The following is a 15,347-nucleotide window of genomic DNA, read 5'->3' as shown; positions in this document are numbered from 1 at the left end:
TACAGTAGACAAAAAGTAAGAGCTAAGATTAGTTGCCTTAGCTCTTCTTCCATAAAATTTATGTTTTTTAAATACTATTTCACTTCATTCGCCACAAAAAATTGTTCACAAACACTCGATATGCGCTGTAAGTCTACATTCCCACCAGATATAACCGCTACTACTTTTTTCCCCTTAATATATGTATCCACTTTCCCTGCAAGTAGAGCAGCAGTAGCTAATGCCCCCGCCCCTTCTACAACAGCTTTCCCACGCTGTAATAAGTCTTTCATCGCTACTTCTAATTCGCCTTCTGATACTGTTACAATATCATCTACTAATTCTTTTACAACTTCAAAAGTTAAATTGCCTGGTATTTTTACTGCGCAACCATCTGCTATCGTAGGTGCCTCATAATGTTCTATAATTGTACCTTTGTCATAAGATGCCTTCATCCCATGAACATTTTCTGCTTGGACACCAATTATATGAATCGACGGATTAAAAGATTTTAATGCAACAGCAATTCCAGAAATAATTCCTCCTCCACCAATTGGTACAATGACCGTATCAACATCCCACATATCATCAAGAATATCTAATCCTATTGTACCTTGACCAGCCATTACTTCTACATCGTCATATGGATGTAAGTATGTTTCACCCGTTTCTCTAATAATCTCCTCACATTTTGCCTTCGCATCATCAAAGGTTTCACCATGTAAAACCACTTCAGATCCATATCCTCTCGTTGCATCAACTTTCGCTTGAGGGGCAGAAATCGGCATTACAATTTTACTTTTAATACCGAGTAAATGAGCAGATAAAGCAATTCCTTGCGCATGATTACCAGCAGAACAAGCAATTACTCCTCTCTCTTTTTCTTGATCTGTCAGCTGTGACATTTTATTAAACGCACCACGGAATTTAAACGAACCTGTTAATTGCATATTTTCTAATTTCAAGTGAATTTCTCCACCCGTTTTACTAGTCAAATAAAATGATTTTACTAATGGAGTTTTACGAACATTTCTGTCCAAAATAGTTTGAGCTTTTTTAATATCATCTATATGCAATGGTAGTTTTTTAGTTATCATACTAACACCTCTTCCAATGTTCTCTTCCTAAGTTTTCGTAAGTCGCAGCTCCTTTATACGAAATGAAAAAGTCTTTATATATGTACCCCACTCTGTAATACATACATTTGCAAGCAATTTAACATCCTCTTCATATCACGTTCTTTATAATGATTTAAGCATGCAATTTGGATCCAATTATTCTTTCGTAAATACGCTGATTCATAATGGACAATATATCCTTGTAACGCTAACGCATCACCGACCGCTTTAGAAGAAAGCCCTCCATTTAATTGAATCGTAAGTATAATTGGCGCGGCATATTCTTTAGGTGAAACAAGTTTTAACCCTATACTAGTAATAGCTTCTTCCATATAATCATATGTCTCTTTAATTTTTACAAATGCTGTTTCATCTTCAAATCTCTTCAACGCTTCTTGCAGTGCATAAATTAAATTCCATGAATGAGAATACGGAATACTTTCATTTTCTTCGTACATACCAATGTCCATATAGGCTGGTAATGTCTCGTTTACTTTTACATTGTGATTATAAAAAACGAAAGATAATCCAGTAAACGATTTCATTGCTTTTCCGCTAACACCGCTTGCAAAATATACATCCTTTAGATCTATCGGTATTGCTCCAATCGAACTGATACAATCTACACAAAGTTTCATTTCGTACTTGTTACAAAAGGTGTTCAGCTCATCTAAATCATTTAACATTCCAGTTGATGTTTCATGGTGAACAAACCAAAGCCATTCATAATTTCCAGTTCCCATTATTTTTTCTAATTCTGTATAAATAAACGGTTCTCCCATTTCTTTTTTATACGTATCAAAATGTAACTCTGCGCGCGTTGCATGTCCAACTAATCTATTACCAAATTCCCCATTTGTTAATACGAGTCCTTTTCCTTTTAAAGAACGTAACTGTAAAGCAATGGCATCATTTGCTAACGTCCCTGTTCCTAACATGATTTGCACACGTTTTGCTTTTGTCATTTGTAGCAAACGTTTTTTCACATTTTCCATCGTCACTTGAAATGACTTAGAGCGATGTGAAATAGGCTTAGTAGAAAATGCCTTTCGAACATTCTCTTCAATATCTACTGGGCCGGGTAAAAACGTATACTCTTTCGTCATAATTCCCCCAACACTCGACGCTTCAAACATAGCAGGGGTAACATACATTGGCTGGAATGCTGCTGCTTCTGTACCAACTAACGAATGGAAAGATTTGAATCCCATTTGCTCATATAAAGGTAGTTCACGTGTTGTTGCAGAAATGAGTGCCAATTCATATCCATTTAGAAGCAAATAACGATGTAAAAAGCGAATTAAACCTAACAATGCTCTTCCATTTCGATATTCACGTTCTACTGAAAGTAAACGAATTTCATATACATTACCCCCATGTTTTTCTAAATGAAAATCTAGGTTTGAAATTTTATAGTCTAATGAGAATGGTCGTTTTCCTCGCAATGCAACCATACCTACTAACTTATCGTCATCTAAACAAATTAAATATGTATTTTCTTCATGAAAACGATCTATACGAACACGATCTTTCGTTTCTTCATGTTGCGGAATTTCTTCTACAAATGTTTTATAATTCAATTTATGTATACTGTCAAATTCCCAATCTTGATCAGCAACTTTATAAATTAACCCCATGCCTTCACTCCTTTATGCATTTAATAAAAATGATAAGTGGAGATTAACTCCACTTATTAAAAATTCAGTTCATTCGCGATTTACATATAAAATAAGTACAATGATAAGTGCACTTAAAATAGTCGTACCAATAGAGTAAGAATACAAAATTATGCAAACTGGGAAACAAGCGATTGTAATTAACCCTGGCTTAGTAAATCCTTTAAAGATTAAATAAAATATAATGAAAACAACAATAAGAGTAAGCGCTATCAAGTAATCAAATGCGATTAATCCTCCAATAAATGTTGAAATTCCTTTTCCGCCCTTACCTTTAAATAAAATGGGAAAAATATGTCCAATTATAACAGCTAGTAAAGCTAACATTACAAATGTAGAATCTTCAAAAAGGTATTTTGCCATAGAAACAACGATTGCCCCTTTGATCGCATCGCCTAAAAATGTAGCGACGAAATACCCTTTTCCATACACACGGCCCATGTTTCTTGCACCAGGATTACCACTTCCTTCATCACGAATATCAACGTTATGTCTCCATTTCGTTACTATATAAGCGGTCAATATGTTTCCAAATAAATAAGAAGCGACCAAATACAAAAATTGCATACTATTAATCATGTAATCATTCACTTTCTACGTAGGAGTACTTATACAATATTCAAGAACAATGTATATTGTACGTTTCTATTCACATCTCTTTATACATTTTAACATCATATATTTACAAATCATACAAAAATTCTCATACAGCTATTTTTTAAAATATGTATTTTTCATTAAATAATATGTTCCTTTCACTGCAGATTGTGATTGTGATATAAATGTAACTTTTCCTATGCTTTTCTCACAGCATTTCTTAAATTCATCATATATTTCAGGAACGAAACGCAATATGCTGCCACTTACTGCAATGGAAGCTGATAAATCAAACTGCATCTTGTTATAAACATCTATTGTAATCCTTGCTAATTCCTTTCCAGCTTGCATCATAATTTCATGTGCAGCATCATTCCCATTTCTAGCTTCCCGAATAACTAATGGTGTGATTGCTGCAACTTTATCTTTTGCAGATCTATAAACTAGACTTTTTATATGAGACGATGTCAAAAGTTGAAACTCATCTTGAATTCTTAAGCTTAATGGACAAAGTGTAACCCCTTGATCCAATTGATTTACCATTCTCTTTAAAGCTTGTAATGCAATCCAATATCCGCTTCCTTCATCTCCTAAAATATGTCCCCATCCGCCGCTATACTCATGTACTTCTCCTTTTCTCCCTAGACAAATCGCACCTGTGCCACCAATCGTTAAAATTCCATCCTTTCCTTCTAAAGCGGCTGCATGTGCTATCATTGCGTCATTAAAAACTTCAATTTGTATTCCATACTTCTTTTTTAGACGTAATGTTAATTCATTTATATTTGCTCCGCTTATACCTGCTAATCCTAAACAAATACAAACACAATGCTCTTTCACTACACTTATCTGGCAATGATCAATCGCTTCCATAATATGCACAAGAGCTTCTTCAAAATCTATTAATATGCTTCCAAATCCACTAGTAGCTCTTACAAGTTCATTTCCGTCTTTATCAAATGCAATTGCTTCTGTCTTCGTTCCCCCGCCATCTATTCCAATCATATACTTCATATACGTTCTCCTCATTTTCTTCATATTGAAGGGTACGTTACATTCCCTAAAACTACAGTTTTCTTTGCACCTGTTGCACTCGGCACATTACTCGGATTACGATGATACGTTTCGTTTGCTAAAATGGCAAAGGCGATTGCTTCTTTCGCCTCTGAAGAATAGCCTATATCTTCTTGAATGAATATTGTACATTTTTCATCCTTCAATCCATACCGTATCATTTCAACAAGTGTGTTATTATAACTGCCGCCACCGCCTAAAATTACCTCATCAATTTCATAATACGGCAGAATAAACTCCTTATAATGATGAACAATTGAACTTGCTGTAAACATCGTGACAGTCGTTAATATATTTTCTTTACTATGCTTTTCATACCGCTTCAATAACTGACTTACAAACTCTTCACCAAACTGTTCTCTACCAGTTGATTTCGGTGGATTCATTTTCAAAAATGGATGATTCATACAATATGTCAAAATTTCATCTACAACTTCACCCTGTTCTGCAATTTCACCATTTTGATCATATGGCAACTGAAATAACCTTTGACATACTTCATCAATTATCATATTACCCGGACCAGTATCAAAAGCTATAACGTTCTGATCACTTTTTTGACTTGGTATTACTGTAACATTACCAATCCCACCAATATTTTGTAGTAGTCTATTTTTACTTGGATCACGATACAAAATAACTTCTGAATATGGTACAAGTGGTGCACCTTGTCCTCCTGCTGCCATGTCCATCGTTCGGAAATTTGAGATAACCGTCGTGTTCGTGTCATATGCTATTACTGCAGGCTCCCCAATTTGCAATGTGGAAGCTATCATATTCCCTTCTGGCTTTGGTTGATGGTAAATCGTTTGTCCGTGAGAACCTATCAAATCTAATTGTTCCAAAGAAAAATTGGCCTCTTTACAAACTTCTTTTACAGCGTTGGCGAAACATAAACCTAACTTAAAATTTAAACTACATATGAGTTGGACATTTGAATTTTCTATTGATAATGCTTGTTGTATTTCACTTTTTATATCATTACGAAATGGAACTGTAGTAAAATGGATGAGTTTAACCTTAGAATCTACACCACTCCCTTCTATACGAACGAGCGCTACATCTATTCCATCTAATGACGTACCGGACATTACACCTGCAATATACATAACATGCGTGACCTCCTATTTATTAAAAAACAATCATGTAAGTTACAAACGTACAACCGATCGAAAAGAATATAAATCTAAAAAACAACTGAGCTTTCGATGCAAACGATCCATCAATGAAAGAAACAACTACTGTAAGCAAAATGCTTGCCGCAATGCTTGTAACAAGCCATATACTGTGTATTTGTGATAGATGTAGCATTCTTAATAAAGGCACAAAAAGTAAATTCGCACATATCACTCCAAATAATAATAAAAATACACCTTTATAACTAAATTTTATATTCATTCCATTTCATCCTCTCTGGACTTCATGTGAAAGAAGTGATAGGCAAAATACCTATCACTCATAAATTAAAGCATAAAGATTATGGATTAACAGATTCGCCTTCACCATTCTTCTCAATTTCAAGCATATTTTTGTCGTACATTTTAAAGAATGGTAAATATATAAGGAACGATATTGCTATATTTATAAAAACTAATACAATCGCACGCCAATCCCCACCTGTTGCTAAATAAGCACCAATTGGAGCAGGTAATGTCCATGGCGGCATAATATGCGTTGGTGTTACAAATCCCATTGCAGTTGCAGAATATGCAACAGTTGCCGTTACAAGTGGTGTAATGATAAATGGGATAATTAAAATTGGATTTAGTACAATCGGTAATCCGAATATGACTGGCTCATTTATATTAAAAATACCCGGAACAATACAAGTTCTTGATAATGCTTTCGAATATTTTGATCGACCAAATACAATCATAGCTAATACAAGCCCTAATGTCGCACCAGAACCGCCAATCCATATAAACCATTGATATAACGGCTCTGGTGAAATAAATGGCAACTGATCTGCTCCACTAGCAACTGCTTCTCCATTTTTCCCTAGATATACTTCCCATAATGGCCGAGCAACAGTTCCAACAACCGACACACCATGGATTCCGAATGACCAAAAAAACGTAATTAAAAACACTGGAATCATTACACCGAAGTAACTATCGCCAGCTTTTACTAATGGTGCTGCTAGTTTATCAACAACATGGTGTAAATCAATGCTAAAAACGACAGTTACTAGACTCATTATAATAATAACGAATGCAGCAGGTATAAGTGCTTCAAACGAACGCGACACAGATGGCGGTACTTGTTCTGGCATTTTAATCATTACATTTTTCTTCTTACAAAACCTTAAAATCTCTACGGATAAAATAGAAACAATCATCGTCACGAATAATCCATGACCTCCGAGGTTTGTCATCGGAAGCATAAATCCTTTTTTATCAATTAATTCAGGAGTTAATGTTAATAGCAGTGAACATACTGCAAGCTGTGCTCCTGATAAAGCATCTAGTTTATAACTTTTCGCCAAATTATATCCTATTCCAAATGCTATATATAAAGACATAATAAACATCGTTAACCGATATGGTATTAATATACTTGTTTGATTCTTTAATGCCCAAACGGATATGAAACTATCTTTCGGTAAAGGTGGAAATGCTACGATTAAAAAGAAACTTCCTACGATGATAAATGGTAATGCTGAAATCACTCCATCACGGATTGCTTGTAAATGTCTCTGTTCAGAAAGTCTTGCCATCGGTCCAGATAAGTTTTTATCGAGAAACGTGACAAACTTATTCATAACGGTTCCCCCTAACGAATTAAATCATTTACAGTCTTTAATAAAGTCGGTCCACCAAGAGGTGTATATGCTTGCGGCGGTATAATACCGCACGGGATAGATTCCTCTTCTGCGAATTTTTTAACAGAATCAAATCGATGTCTAACTTGAGGTGCAACCATTACAACGTCCCAGCCATTCTTTACTTCTTCCTCTACCTCATTTGTTCCAATCGCATGCACTTCCATGTTCATACCCTTTTTCTCCGCCTCCTTTTTTAAAGCGTTTACAACAATTGCGCTGGACATTCCTCCAGAACAAACGAACAAAACCTTCATTTATGAATCCTCCTATACTTATAATTTATTCCCCTTCAAATGAAAGGAAGTTTCACTTTACTAACAAGCATATGAAGTAGTAAATGAATTTAGTTATACTGAAAGTAAATTTCATTAAAAATATTTTTCCTATTAAATTAATGTTTCAATATACAATTTTCTCTATTGCAAGGCCAACCTTGCCTCGTATATTATCTTAGATAATCATATGATAAGGAGGCGTATACATGATCGTTAAACGTTTATTTATGATATGTTGCATCGTCATCTTGTTCATCCCTTTCTCTTTCATTTCCCCTCACTTTACTTATGCTGAAGTAACTACTACGTACAAAAAACACGAATTACGTGCTGTATGGATCGCATCTGTTCTTAATATTGATTGGCCCTCAAAAACTGGCTTACCAATTGAAAATCAAAAACAAGAATTTATTAAATTATTAGACGATGTAAAAAACACTGGTATGAATGCAGTCATTGTACAAATAAAACCAACTGCTGATGCCTTTTATCCTTCCAATTACGGCCCTTGGTCTGAATATATTACCGGTACACAAGGAAAAGATCCCGGATACGACCCACTAGCATTTATGATTGAAGAAGCACATAAAAGAAATATAGAATTTCACGCATGGATTAATCCATATCGAATAACGATGAATCACACTGATATAAATCGATTATCAAATAATCACCCTGCAAGACAGCACCCGGATTGGGTTGTACCTTATGGCGGAAAATTATATTACAACCCCGGTATTCCAGAAGTAAAAAAGTTTATAACTGAAGGTGCTTTAGAAATCGTACAAAATTACGATGTTGATGCATTACATATGGATGATTATTTTTATCCATATAAAGTGGCGGGTGAACAATTCCCCGATCAAAAAACGTATGAAACATATAATAACGGTAAATTTACAAATATAGAAGATTGGCGACGTGACAACGTAAATGAGCTTGTAAAAGATTTAAATGCTACTATCAAACAAGAAAAATCATACGTAAAGTTTGGCATTAGCCCATTTGGCGTATGGCGAAATATAGCTGATGATCCGACTGGCTCAAACACAACTGCCGGCCAAAGAAACTTTGATGATCTTTATGCTGATACACGTGAGTGGATACAAAAAGGTTATATTGACTACATTACACCGCAAATATATTGGAATATAGGTTTCACTCCCGCTGCATATGACATATTAGTAGATTGGTGGGTAAAAGAAACAAATAATAAACCGATCCACCTATACATCGGTCAGGCGGCCTATAAAATTAATAATAATTCTGTCCCAGCTTGGTCTAATCCAGAAGAATATCCAAGACAAATTGAATTAAATCGGTTATATCCTGAAATAAAAGGTAGTATGCATTTTAGCTTGAAAGATATTAATAACAATCCACTAGGAATTAAAGATAGACTCTCAAAAGACATATATAAATATCCTGCATTAATCCCCTCTATGCCTTGGCTTGATCATGATCCACCAAAACAACCGACTTTAAAAGGTGCAATTCCAAGAGATGAAGGTATTGCTTTAGGTATCATTGATAATAGAGAGAATGATTCTGCTTATTACGCTATTTACCGCGCGAATGGAAAAAGTGAAGTGAATATAGAAAATCCGAAAAATTTACTTACTACTGTAAGAAAGACAAAACCTGGAGAAATTTATGTAGATAAAACGGCTATCCCTGGAGAAACATATACGTATGTAGTAACTGCGGTTGATCGATTGCATAATGAAAGTGTTGCATCTATTCATACTACCGTTACAGCAAAATAACAGGTAATAAAAAACGCCTTAAAGCTAAGTATTATAGCTTTAAGGCGCCTTTTTTATTTATTCTTAAACTTCTCAGTCGCTACTCTCATCTTCACATTCAAATCGTGATCAATCGAGTCACGAATATCTCGCTCTACTTCTTCCATTTCTTTTTGGAAATTTTGCAAGTAGACTTTTAATTCCTCTTCTTTTTCTGGCCGTTGTGAAGGTGGTAATTGTACGACTAACGATAGCATCGCTATTAAATCTTTCATTAAGAACGTTTCAAGTTTATGTTGCTGTTCAAACATACGCTGCTCTTGATAATATGGCAAAGCATTTAATACTGAAATTGTAATATCATCAACCGTTCGTTGTAATGAAGGATTTATTGAGCGTTTATACGCTTGAATTGTATTTAATGCATCTGGATATCGATCATAAAAATACAATTTATAAAACGATAAATCTGTCGGTTTTACTGTTTGCTGCGTTTCTTGTCTTAAAAAATCTTTTATTTTCATCGCTGCTACATCAATATCTTCATTAGTAAGCTTTTTCGTCGTTTTTGCCATTACATGTACTTTTTTCTGTTTTTCTTTCGGTAACATTGAGAATACTTGCTCTCTCGTACGTTGACCTGATGCACAGAAAAGCGTATTTAATATATGTTGTTCTTTTTTTCCTTCCGTACGAATCCAACGATAAAAGAGTGGATGTTGTGTAAATTCTTGTAGAAACGGTAATGATTTATTCGATAACTTATCTAAAGAATCGTGTGCTCTTTTATATGGCTTCGTCCACGAAAAATACAGTTTACGTCCGAAATATACAACTAAAACAACGACAGTAAATGCGATTAAAAACAATGTACCTAGTAGTAATAATACAGTTTGAATAAAACTCATTTTTTCACCTCCTCTAAAAGTCTGCTATTTTCTTGGGCGCTGAATGAGTTTTTGTTTCATTTCATCATTAAATGTGTCTAGTTCAATAACAAACTTCTTACTTGACTCGATAATACGTTCTGACGATTTTTCAGAAGCTTCAATTGCAGCAAATACGTTTTGGAATGATTCACGTAATTTATCCATGCTAATTGCAGGATTTTCAAGTAATTTCGTTGTTTCTTCTGTATTTTGTTTTAATGCCTGAGAATTACTTAATACCATAGACTCAATTGCTTCATTTGTTGCATTCACTGCATCAATTGTTTTACGCTGATTTGTTAATGCTAACTGGATAGCAGCAGAAACTGTTACAACGTTTTGCGTCATCGTAATTGCATTACGAATTGCCTCTGTTAACTTTTCATTATTTTTCTTAATAATGTCTACTGATGCGATAGATTGTAATAACACACTTTTCGCTTGCTGCATATTGCGCGTACGCACTAAAATCTTTTCTAATGCATCATTAATTAATGGAATATCCCTTTGACGTTCTGGATTTTGTTTCTCAGCTTCCAGCATGCCAGCAAGTTTTTTCCCTAAGTATACTTGCTTATCAAGCGCGTGAATTTTATCGTGTGATTGCTCTTTAAGCATTTCAAGACCGACTGTATCTTCTTGTAAATTATCACGACCAATTAGAAGCGATCTTATAATCTCCTCAATTTGCTTATCTATAGATTGATATTTATGCACGTATGTTTCAAGTGGATTTTTCTTGAATACTTTAAACATAATTTTTTTCATACCACTTGCTTTTAATGAATTCGGATCAAGCTCTGATACCACTTTTCGTAACTCTAACAATGTATTTGGAATTTCTTCGTTCTTTCCATTCATCATCGCTGTGACAGGACGTTTTAATGCTGATAACGTTTGTCCTGCTGCTTGTTGCTCTTTATCCCCTAAATCTCCTAGCTGAGACAATACTTTTGATAAATCTGTATTTTGCTCGCTATTTAACTTTTGTACATAAAGATCAGCTTCTTTATTCAGTTCCTCTAATTCTTCATCTTTTATAACTGTATCCACTACTACTTCTACATTATTATCTTTCACAACCGATACAGGTTCTTTTTTCTCGAGTTCAGTCAACAAAATCGCTCCTTTATTTATATGTGCGAATTTATATGCACTATATTTCATCTATTATATCGTATTTCATATGCATTCTGACTGCTTGAAATTGATTTTTTTAGAAATGTCTGTTTATGCAGTCATTCCCTGTTTCTTACTATAAGTATACCTGTAATCAACATAATTTTCCTCAGACTTAAGACCTAGAGAACAACATGCTGAAGGCCGATTCTTCGTATGTTATATAAATTATGTTCTTCCTATCCTTCTGTACTCAATATTTTGACATACACCTTTTACAATGTGATAATTATATTACGCTCAGTCCTATTTCTTCTTGCGCGCTACAAACGCTCCATTTTGGAATGCCAATAACACCGTTTCAAACATTTCATCTTCTTCAATCATTTTTCTAAACTCGGCTAATTCACTTGCATGAGAGGTTGCATTATCAACAACTAGAAAACCTTTTGGTTGTAAAATGCGTTTTATATGCTCAAGCCACCACATGTATTGCGTACGCTCTGAATCTAGGAAAATAAAATCAAATGAATGATCTAGTTGCGCATCTAAAAATGCCCCTGCTTCTTGATTATGAACATCAATCCTTTGCAACAAGTTTGCCTTTTCAAAATTGACAAGTGCCTCTCCAACTCGTTCTGAAGAAAGCTCCACAGTTGTTACATTTCCATTTGTTTCTTCTACCGCATTAGCTAACCACAATGTAGAATAACCATTAGAAGTTCCAATTTCTAAAATATTTATTGCGCTACACCCTTTTACTAAAATTGATAAAAACTGCCCCATCTCACGAGAAATATTCCGTAGTTTTTCTTCCCGTGTTTTTTTATTTCGATCATGCTCTTCTCCATATTGTTCAAGTTGAAGTAATAATGAATCTAACGTATCCATTCTTTTCATCGCCTTTCCAAAGCAATATGATGAGAAAGCTCTCGTTGCCCGTCTACTTTCATTATATGCGAAACGAAAACCTTTTTCTCGTTATATGATAAAGATTTGCAATTTTTTATAGCATATTGTTTCGTTTTTTGGTAAAGTTAATTTCTACGTGCAATTATTCCATTCATACTATTTTTATTTCAATTGCAGTTGTTAAATCATATAAACCTCATTTAAATGAATCGGTATTTCAAATTCAATTAAGCGCCCTTTCCGGACGCATTTTCTTTTGTTTATATATTTATTAGAAGAAAGGATGCTTACAATGAACGTGATTAGCTTAGATGCCGCTCGAAAGCGAAAGCAACATAAAAAATTAATGATTACTATACCGATTATTTCACGTATTTATGAAGAAGACGGGGAAATTAAATTTGAGGTAGCTGGCGAAAAAGACGTACCTCTTGAAATGTTAGAGAAATAATAAAAAGACGCACTTCTAAAGAAATGCGTCTTTTTTATACTATTCTATTTAAGTGCATAAGTTTTTCAGGATTAACCATCATATAAATATTTGAGATTTTCTCATTCTCAAATGTGAATGAAAGTACATAAGTCACTTTGTTTTTCACTTTAACAATAACACCTGGGGCACCATTTACTATCTTATAATCAACATTGTACGCTGATGGGAACTTACTTCTAATTCCAGAGAATAAACGAATAATTCTATCTGCAGAATAAATTGGATGAATTGCAGTTGTAACTTTGCCACCACCATCAGCTTTCAATATCGCATCTGTTTTTAATACTTCTAACATGCCTTGCGCATCTCCACATTGTAATGATGATACAAACTTTTCCACATAAGCAGCCATTTGTTTCGTACTTAACTTTGACTGCTTCGGCTTATCTAAAATACTTTTTCGTGCACGTTGAAAGATTTTCCGGCAATTCGCACTACTCCTATCAACAATCGAAGCGATTTCTTCGTACTCATAATCGAAAACTTCTCTTAATATGAAAACAACCCTCTCTACTTCAGACAATTGTTGTAAAAGTAATAAATATGCCGTAGAAATTGATTCTTTCATTACAAATGACTCTGATGGGTCATCAGTCTCTTCCACAAATGGTTCTGGTAACCACATTCCGACATATACGTTCCGTTTATGTGCTGCTGAACGTAATTTATCAATTGATCGATTTGTTACCATTTTACATAAATATGCTTTCATATTTTCTATAGATTGAACGTCCTCTATTTTATTTAACGAGATAAAAACGTCATGAACGATATCCTCAGCATCCATAACACTCCCAAGAATTCTGTATGCTAATGAAAATAATAATGGTTGATATGCTTCATATAAATGCTCCGTTTCCATGATGAACTACCTCACTTTCGGAATGCTTTAAAATGTGTAAAGCTGCACGTTTTCCGCTTGCCACTGCAGCATCAGCTAATATTTCATCATGCCCTACCCAATCTCCTGCTACATAAACACCTGGCATTTCAGGTATATTAGGACCTGGTTTTTCAACTCGGTTTATATGAAGAAAATCATATACTACTGTTATTTTCGGTAAATATTGCTGTGCAACAACTTCTCTTTTCCAATTTGGATGTAGCAAATCCATTGTACTTTCTAACAGTTCTTTATCTTCATGAGTATGTTTCATCTCTAGTACAGGATTATGGTACTTAATTAAACTCACTGTAATTGATCCATCATCACTTAATTTAGCTGCTCTTGATTGATTCGTAAAAAATATAGGCTGATCTAACCCTAATGCAAATTGATGTGTCGGATTAGGTAATCGTCTCAAACCAATATCTAATGCAGCAACGGTAACCGGTACTGATTGTTCACTCCACCTTTGCAAACTTGTTCCTTCAGCACCTCTTATCATTTTACAAGCCTCTTTCGGTGGGGTTGTTACAATAACTGCATCTGCTTCAAATACTGCATCGTCAAAACAGTATATTCTTTGTTCACCTTCACAATGCTCTATTTTCAAAACATGCTTTTTAGCTAGAAATTGCACACCATTCGTATTCGCTATATCCCTTAAAGTTGTTATTATCGTCTCCCAACCACCATCTACATAAAGTACTCCTTCTTTCATAGAAAGCTGTATCTGCTTTAGTACTGAAGATGCTAATTGTATTGTAGGAGCATACGTATATGTCGTTGTTCGGCATAATGCATAAAATATATTTCGAACCATTGGATCTTTAATTTCATTTTCTGCCCATGTAGTTAGACTCATTTGGGGAACTTTTCCTACATCTAAATTTCCTAAATGAATCATAAGACGAGAAAACTGAGTTTTTGCAGACCATGAAAGTAACGGTGTTGATAAAATTGAGCGAAAATCTGTTGGGATGGTGAAAATATCTCCTTTCCATATTCCGTGTGTTTTTGTAGATGGGATTCCACCTGGAAGATTTATACCTAACTCATTAAAAGTTATAAACGCTTCCCCTCCTCTATATAAAGCATGTGCACCAAGGTTCATACAAATGCCATTTTTATTTATAGTCATCCCTCGACCACCTAAATGATTAGACTTTTCTAATACAATAACTTTCTTTCCAGCTTTCGCTAAATATATAGATGCTGCTAATCCAGCAAGCCCACCACCAACAATGGCTACATCAAATTTCTTCATAATAAAATCCCTCCTTATCGTTCTACATACAAGACGAACGATTAAGGAGGGATGTGACATAAAAATATATTTTTACTCATCTATTTTATTTCATTATTTTTTTATTCGGTCATATTGCATACGAAATAACTCAATTGCAAATGGTATATCCTCTTCACTCTTTATATAATAACTTATCCATCCTGATTCAGGTAATACGTGATGTGGTTTGACCAATCCTTGTTTTACTAATTCATCCCGCTTTAACTTTGGAAATGGTAAATCAACTAACTTATCTCCATGCAGATGACCAAGTTCTTTCTTGCCATAATTTATTTCAATGCCGCCAAATCGATGCGGTTTTTCAGAGACACCTGCCCAGCCAAGCACTTCATTTCTAATCATTTCACTAAATGACATGAACCTTCACTCCTTATAAATAATTGATGTAATTTTAAATTAACATTTTCATTACTT

Annotated in this window: 16 protein-coding genes; 2 read left to right on the top strand and 14 right to left on the bottom strand. The window is 34.4% G+C overall.

Going from position 1 to position 15,347, the window contains the following annotated elements:
- Nucleotides 1-74 precede the first annotated feature (74 nt).
- The 8 genes from tdcB to MR070_RS07865 all read right to left on the bottom strand — a co-directional run bounded on the left by tdcB (nucleotide 75) and on the right by MR070_RS07865 (nucleotide 7,522).
- Nucleotides 75-1,076: a bifunctional threonine ammonia-lyase/L-serine ammonia-lyase TdcB gene (gene tdcB / locus MR070_RS07900; protein ID WP_000628917.1), complete on the bottom strand. Its 1,002-nt coding sequence runs from the start codon at nucleotides 1,074-1,076 to the stop codon at nucleotides 75-77.
- Nucleotides 1,077-1,150: 74 nt separating this feature from the next.
- Nucleotides 1,151-2,734 (bottom strand): aminotransferase class V-fold PLP-dependent enzyme, encoded by a 1,584-nt coding sequence (locus tag MR070_RS07895; protein WP_000523030.1) that lies wholly within the window; start codon nucleotides 2,732-2,734, stop codon nucleotides 1,151-1,153.
- A 69-nt stretch (nucleotides 2,735-2,803) separates the two neighbouring features.
- Nucleotides 2,804-3,352 carry a glycerol-3-phosphate 1-O-acyltransferase PlsY gene (gene plsY, locus MR070_RS07890; protein ID WP_042515140.1) on the bottom strand — a complete coding sequence of 183 codons (549 nt, stop codon included), beginning with the start codon at nucleotides 3,350-3,352 and terminating at the stop codon, nucleotides 2,804-2,806.
- 132 nt (nucleotides 3,353-3,484) lie between these two features.
- Nucleotides 3,485-4,384 carry a BadF/BadG/BcrA/BcrD ATPase family protein gene (locus MR070_RS07885; RefSeq protein WP_242260998.1) on the bottom strand — a complete coding sequence of 300 codons (900 nt, stop codon included), beginning with the start codon at nucleotides 4,382-4,384 and terminating at the stop codon, nucleotides 3,485-3,487.
- Between the two features lie 20 nt (nucleotides 4,385-4,404).
- A complete protein-coding gene (gene anmK, locus MR070_RS07880; protein ID WP_242260997.1) occupies nucleotides 4,405-5,553 on the bottom strand; it encodes an anhydro-N-acetylmuramic acid kinase AnmK in 1,149 nt (382 codons plus the stop codon).
- 22 nt (nucleotides 5,554-5,575) lie between these two features.
- On the bottom strand, nucleotides 5,576-5,842 hold the full coding sequence (locus tag MR070_RS07875; protein ID WP_242260996.1) for a hypothetical protein: 267 nt from the start codon (nucleotides 5,840-5,842) through the stop codon (nucleotides 5,576-5,578).
- A 79-nt stretch (nucleotides 5,843-5,921) separates the two neighbouring features.
- The gene (locus MR070_RS07870; protein WP_001032281.1) at nucleotides 5,922-7,205 is read right to left on the bottom strand and encodes a PTS sugar transporter subunit IIC; all 1,284 of its coding nucleotides are present in this window, start codon (nucleotides 7,203-7,205) and stop codon (nucleotides 5,922-5,924) included.
- A gap of 11 nt (nucleotides 7,206-7,216) precedes the next feature.
- On the bottom strand, nucleotides 7,217-7,522 hold the full coding sequence (locus MR070_RS07865) for a PTS sugar transporter subunit IIB (protein ID WP_000865887.1): 306 nt from the start codon (nucleotides 7,520-7,522) through the stop codon (nucleotides 7,217-7,219).
- Between the two features lie 227 nt (nucleotides 7,523-7,749).
- Here MR070_RS07865 and MR070_RS07860 point away from each other — a divergent pair, with 227 nt between their 5' ends.
- Nucleotides 7,750-9,309: a glycoside hydrolase family 10-like protein gene (locus MR070_RS07860; RefSeq protein ID WP_242260995.1), complete on the top strand. Its 1,560-nt coding sequence runs from the start codon at nucleotides 7,750-7,752 to the stop codon at nucleotides 9,307-9,309.
- Between the two features lie 53 nt (nucleotides 9,310-9,362).
- On the opposite strand, the gene MR070_RS07855 is transcribed toward MR070_RS07860, so the two are convergent.
- From MR070_RS07855 to MR070_RS07845, 3 genes are all read right to left on the bottom strand, one after another.
- Nucleotides 9,363-10,196 (bottom strand): DUF3974 domain-containing protein, encoded by an 834-nt coding sequence (locus tag MR070_RS07855; RefSeq protein ID WP_242260994.1) that lies wholly within the window; start codon nucleotides 10,194-10,196, stop codon nucleotides 9,363-9,365.
- A 24-nt stretch (nucleotides 10,197-10,220) separates the two neighbouring features.
- Nucleotides 10,221-11,333, bottom strand: a complete 1,113-nt coding sequence (locus MR070_RS07850) for a toxic anion resistance protein (protein WP_000137416.1) — start codon at nucleotides 11,331-11,333, stop codon at nucleotides 10,221-10,223.
- Between the two features lie 309 nt (nucleotides 11,334-11,642).
- Nucleotides 11,643-12,236 (bottom strand): O-methyltransferase, encoded by a 594-nt coding sequence (locus tag MR070_RS07845; RefSeq protein ID WP_041184107.1) that lies wholly within the window; start codon nucleotides 12,234-12,236, stop codon nucleotides 11,643-11,645.
- A 304-nt stretch (nucleotides 12,237-12,540) separates the two neighbouring features.
- Here MR070_RS07845 and MR070_RS07840 point away from each other — a divergent pair, with 304 nt between their 5' ends.
- Nucleotides 12,541-12,699: a hypothetical protein gene (locus MR070_RS07840; RefSeq protein WP_001100983.1), complete on the top strand. Its 159-nt coding sequence runs from the start codon at nucleotides 12,541-12,543 to the stop codon at nucleotides 12,697-12,699.
- Nucleotides 12,700-12,733: 34 nt separating this feature from the next.
- Here the strand turns inward: MR070_RS07840 and MR070_RS07835 are convergent, their stop codons facing one another.
- The 3 genes from MR070_RS07835 to MR070_RS07825 all read right to left on the bottom strand — a co-directional run bounded on the left by MR070_RS07835 (nucleotide 12,734) and on the right by MR070_RS07825 (nucleotide 15,290).
- On the bottom strand, nucleotides 12,734-13,603 hold the full coding sequence (locus tag MR070_RS07835) for a sigma-70 family RNA polymerase sigma factor (protein WP_000447082.1): 870 nt from the start codon (nucleotides 13,601-13,603) through the stop codon (nucleotides 12,734-12,736).
- Nucleotides 13,581-14,891 carry a phytoene desaturase family protein gene (locus MR070_RS07830; RefSeq protein WP_242260993.1) on the bottom strand — a complete coding sequence of 437 codons (1,311 nt, stop codon included), beginning with the start codon at nucleotides 14,889-14,891 and terminating at the stop codon, nucleotides 13,581-13,583. Before MR070_RS07830 ends, MR070_RS07835 begins: the two co-directional genes overlap by 23 nt.
- A gap of 93 nt (nucleotides 14,892-14,984) precedes the next feature.
- Complete coding sequence (locus MR070_RS07825; protein ID WP_000010316.1) at nucleotides 14,985-15,290, bottom strand: luciferase domain-containing protein; 306 nt, start codon at nucleotides 15,288-15,290, stop codon at nucleotides 14,985-14,987.
- Nucleotides 15,291-15,347: the final 57 nt, after the last annotated feature.

The organism is Bacillus cereus group sp. BfR-BA-01453 (genome assembly GCF_022662915.1).
Classification (GTDB): domain Bacteria; phylum Bacillota; class Bacilli; order Bacillales; family Bacillaceae_G; genus Bacillus_A; species Bacillus_A paranthracis.
Note: the sequence above shows the minus strand (reverse complement) of the source record. Positions and strands in the feature narration are given on the sequence as shown.

Bases quoted from the DNA above. Each gene is read 5' to 3' on its own strand.
- MR070_RS07870 (WP_001032281.1), bottom strand. From the start codon at position 7,205: ATGAATAAGTTTGTCACGTTTCTCGATAAAAACTTATCTGGACCGATG.
- MR070_RS07830 (WP_242260993.1), bottom strand. From the start codon at position 14,891: ATGAAGAAATTTGATGTAGCCATTGTTGGTGGTGGGCTTGCTGGATTA.
- MR070_RS07895 (WP_000523030.1), bottom strand. From the start codon at position 2,734: ATGGGGTTAATTTATAAAGTTGCTGATCAAGATTGGGAATTTGACAGT.
- anmK (WP_242260997.1), bottom strand. From the start codon at position 5,553: ATGTATATTGCAGGTGTAATGTCCGGTACGTCATTAGATGGAATAGAT.
- MR070_RS07875 (WP_242260996.1), bottom strand. From the start codon at position 5,842: ATGAATATAAAATTTAGTTATAAAGGTGTATTTTTATTATTATTTGGA.
- MR070_RS07840 (WP_001100983.1), top strand. From the start codon at position 12,541: ATGAACGTGATTAGCTTAGATGCCGCTCGAAAGCGAAAGCAACATAAA.
- plsY (WP_042515140.1), bottom strand. From the start codon at position 3,352: ATGATTAATAGTATGCAATTTTTGTATTTGGTCGCTTCTTATTTATTT.
- MR070_RS07865 (WP_000865887.1), bottom strand. From the start codon at position 7,522: ATGAAGGTTTTGTTCGTTTGTTCTGGAGGAATGTCCAGCGCAATTGTT.
- MR070_RS07835 (WP_000447082.1), bottom strand. From the start codon at position 13,603: ATGGAAACGGAGCATTTATATGAAGCATATCAACCATTATTATTTTCA.
- MR070_RS07860 (WP_242260995.1), top strand. From the start codon at position 7,750: ATGATCGTTAAACGTTTATTTATGATATGTTGCATCGTCATCTTGTTC.
- MR070_RS07855 (WP_242260994.1), bottom strand. From the start codon at position 10,196: ATGAGTTTTATTCAAACTGTATTATTACTACTAGGTACATTGTTTTTA.
- MR070_RS07845 (WP_041184107.1), bottom strand. From the start codon at position 12,236: ATGAAAAGAATGGATACGTTAGATTCATTATTACTTCAACTTGAACAA.
- tdcB (WP_000628917.1), bottom strand. From the start codon at position 1,076: ATGATAACTAAAAAACTACCATTGCATATAGATGATATTAAAAAAGCT.
- MR070_RS07825 (WP_000010316.1), bottom strand. From the start codon at position 15,290: ATGTCATTTAGTGAAATGATTAGAAATGAAGTGCTTGGCTGGGCAGGT.
- MR070_RS07885 (WP_242260998.1), bottom strand. From the start codon at position 4,384: ATGAAGTATATGATTGGAATAGATGGCGGGGGAACGAAGACAGAAGCA.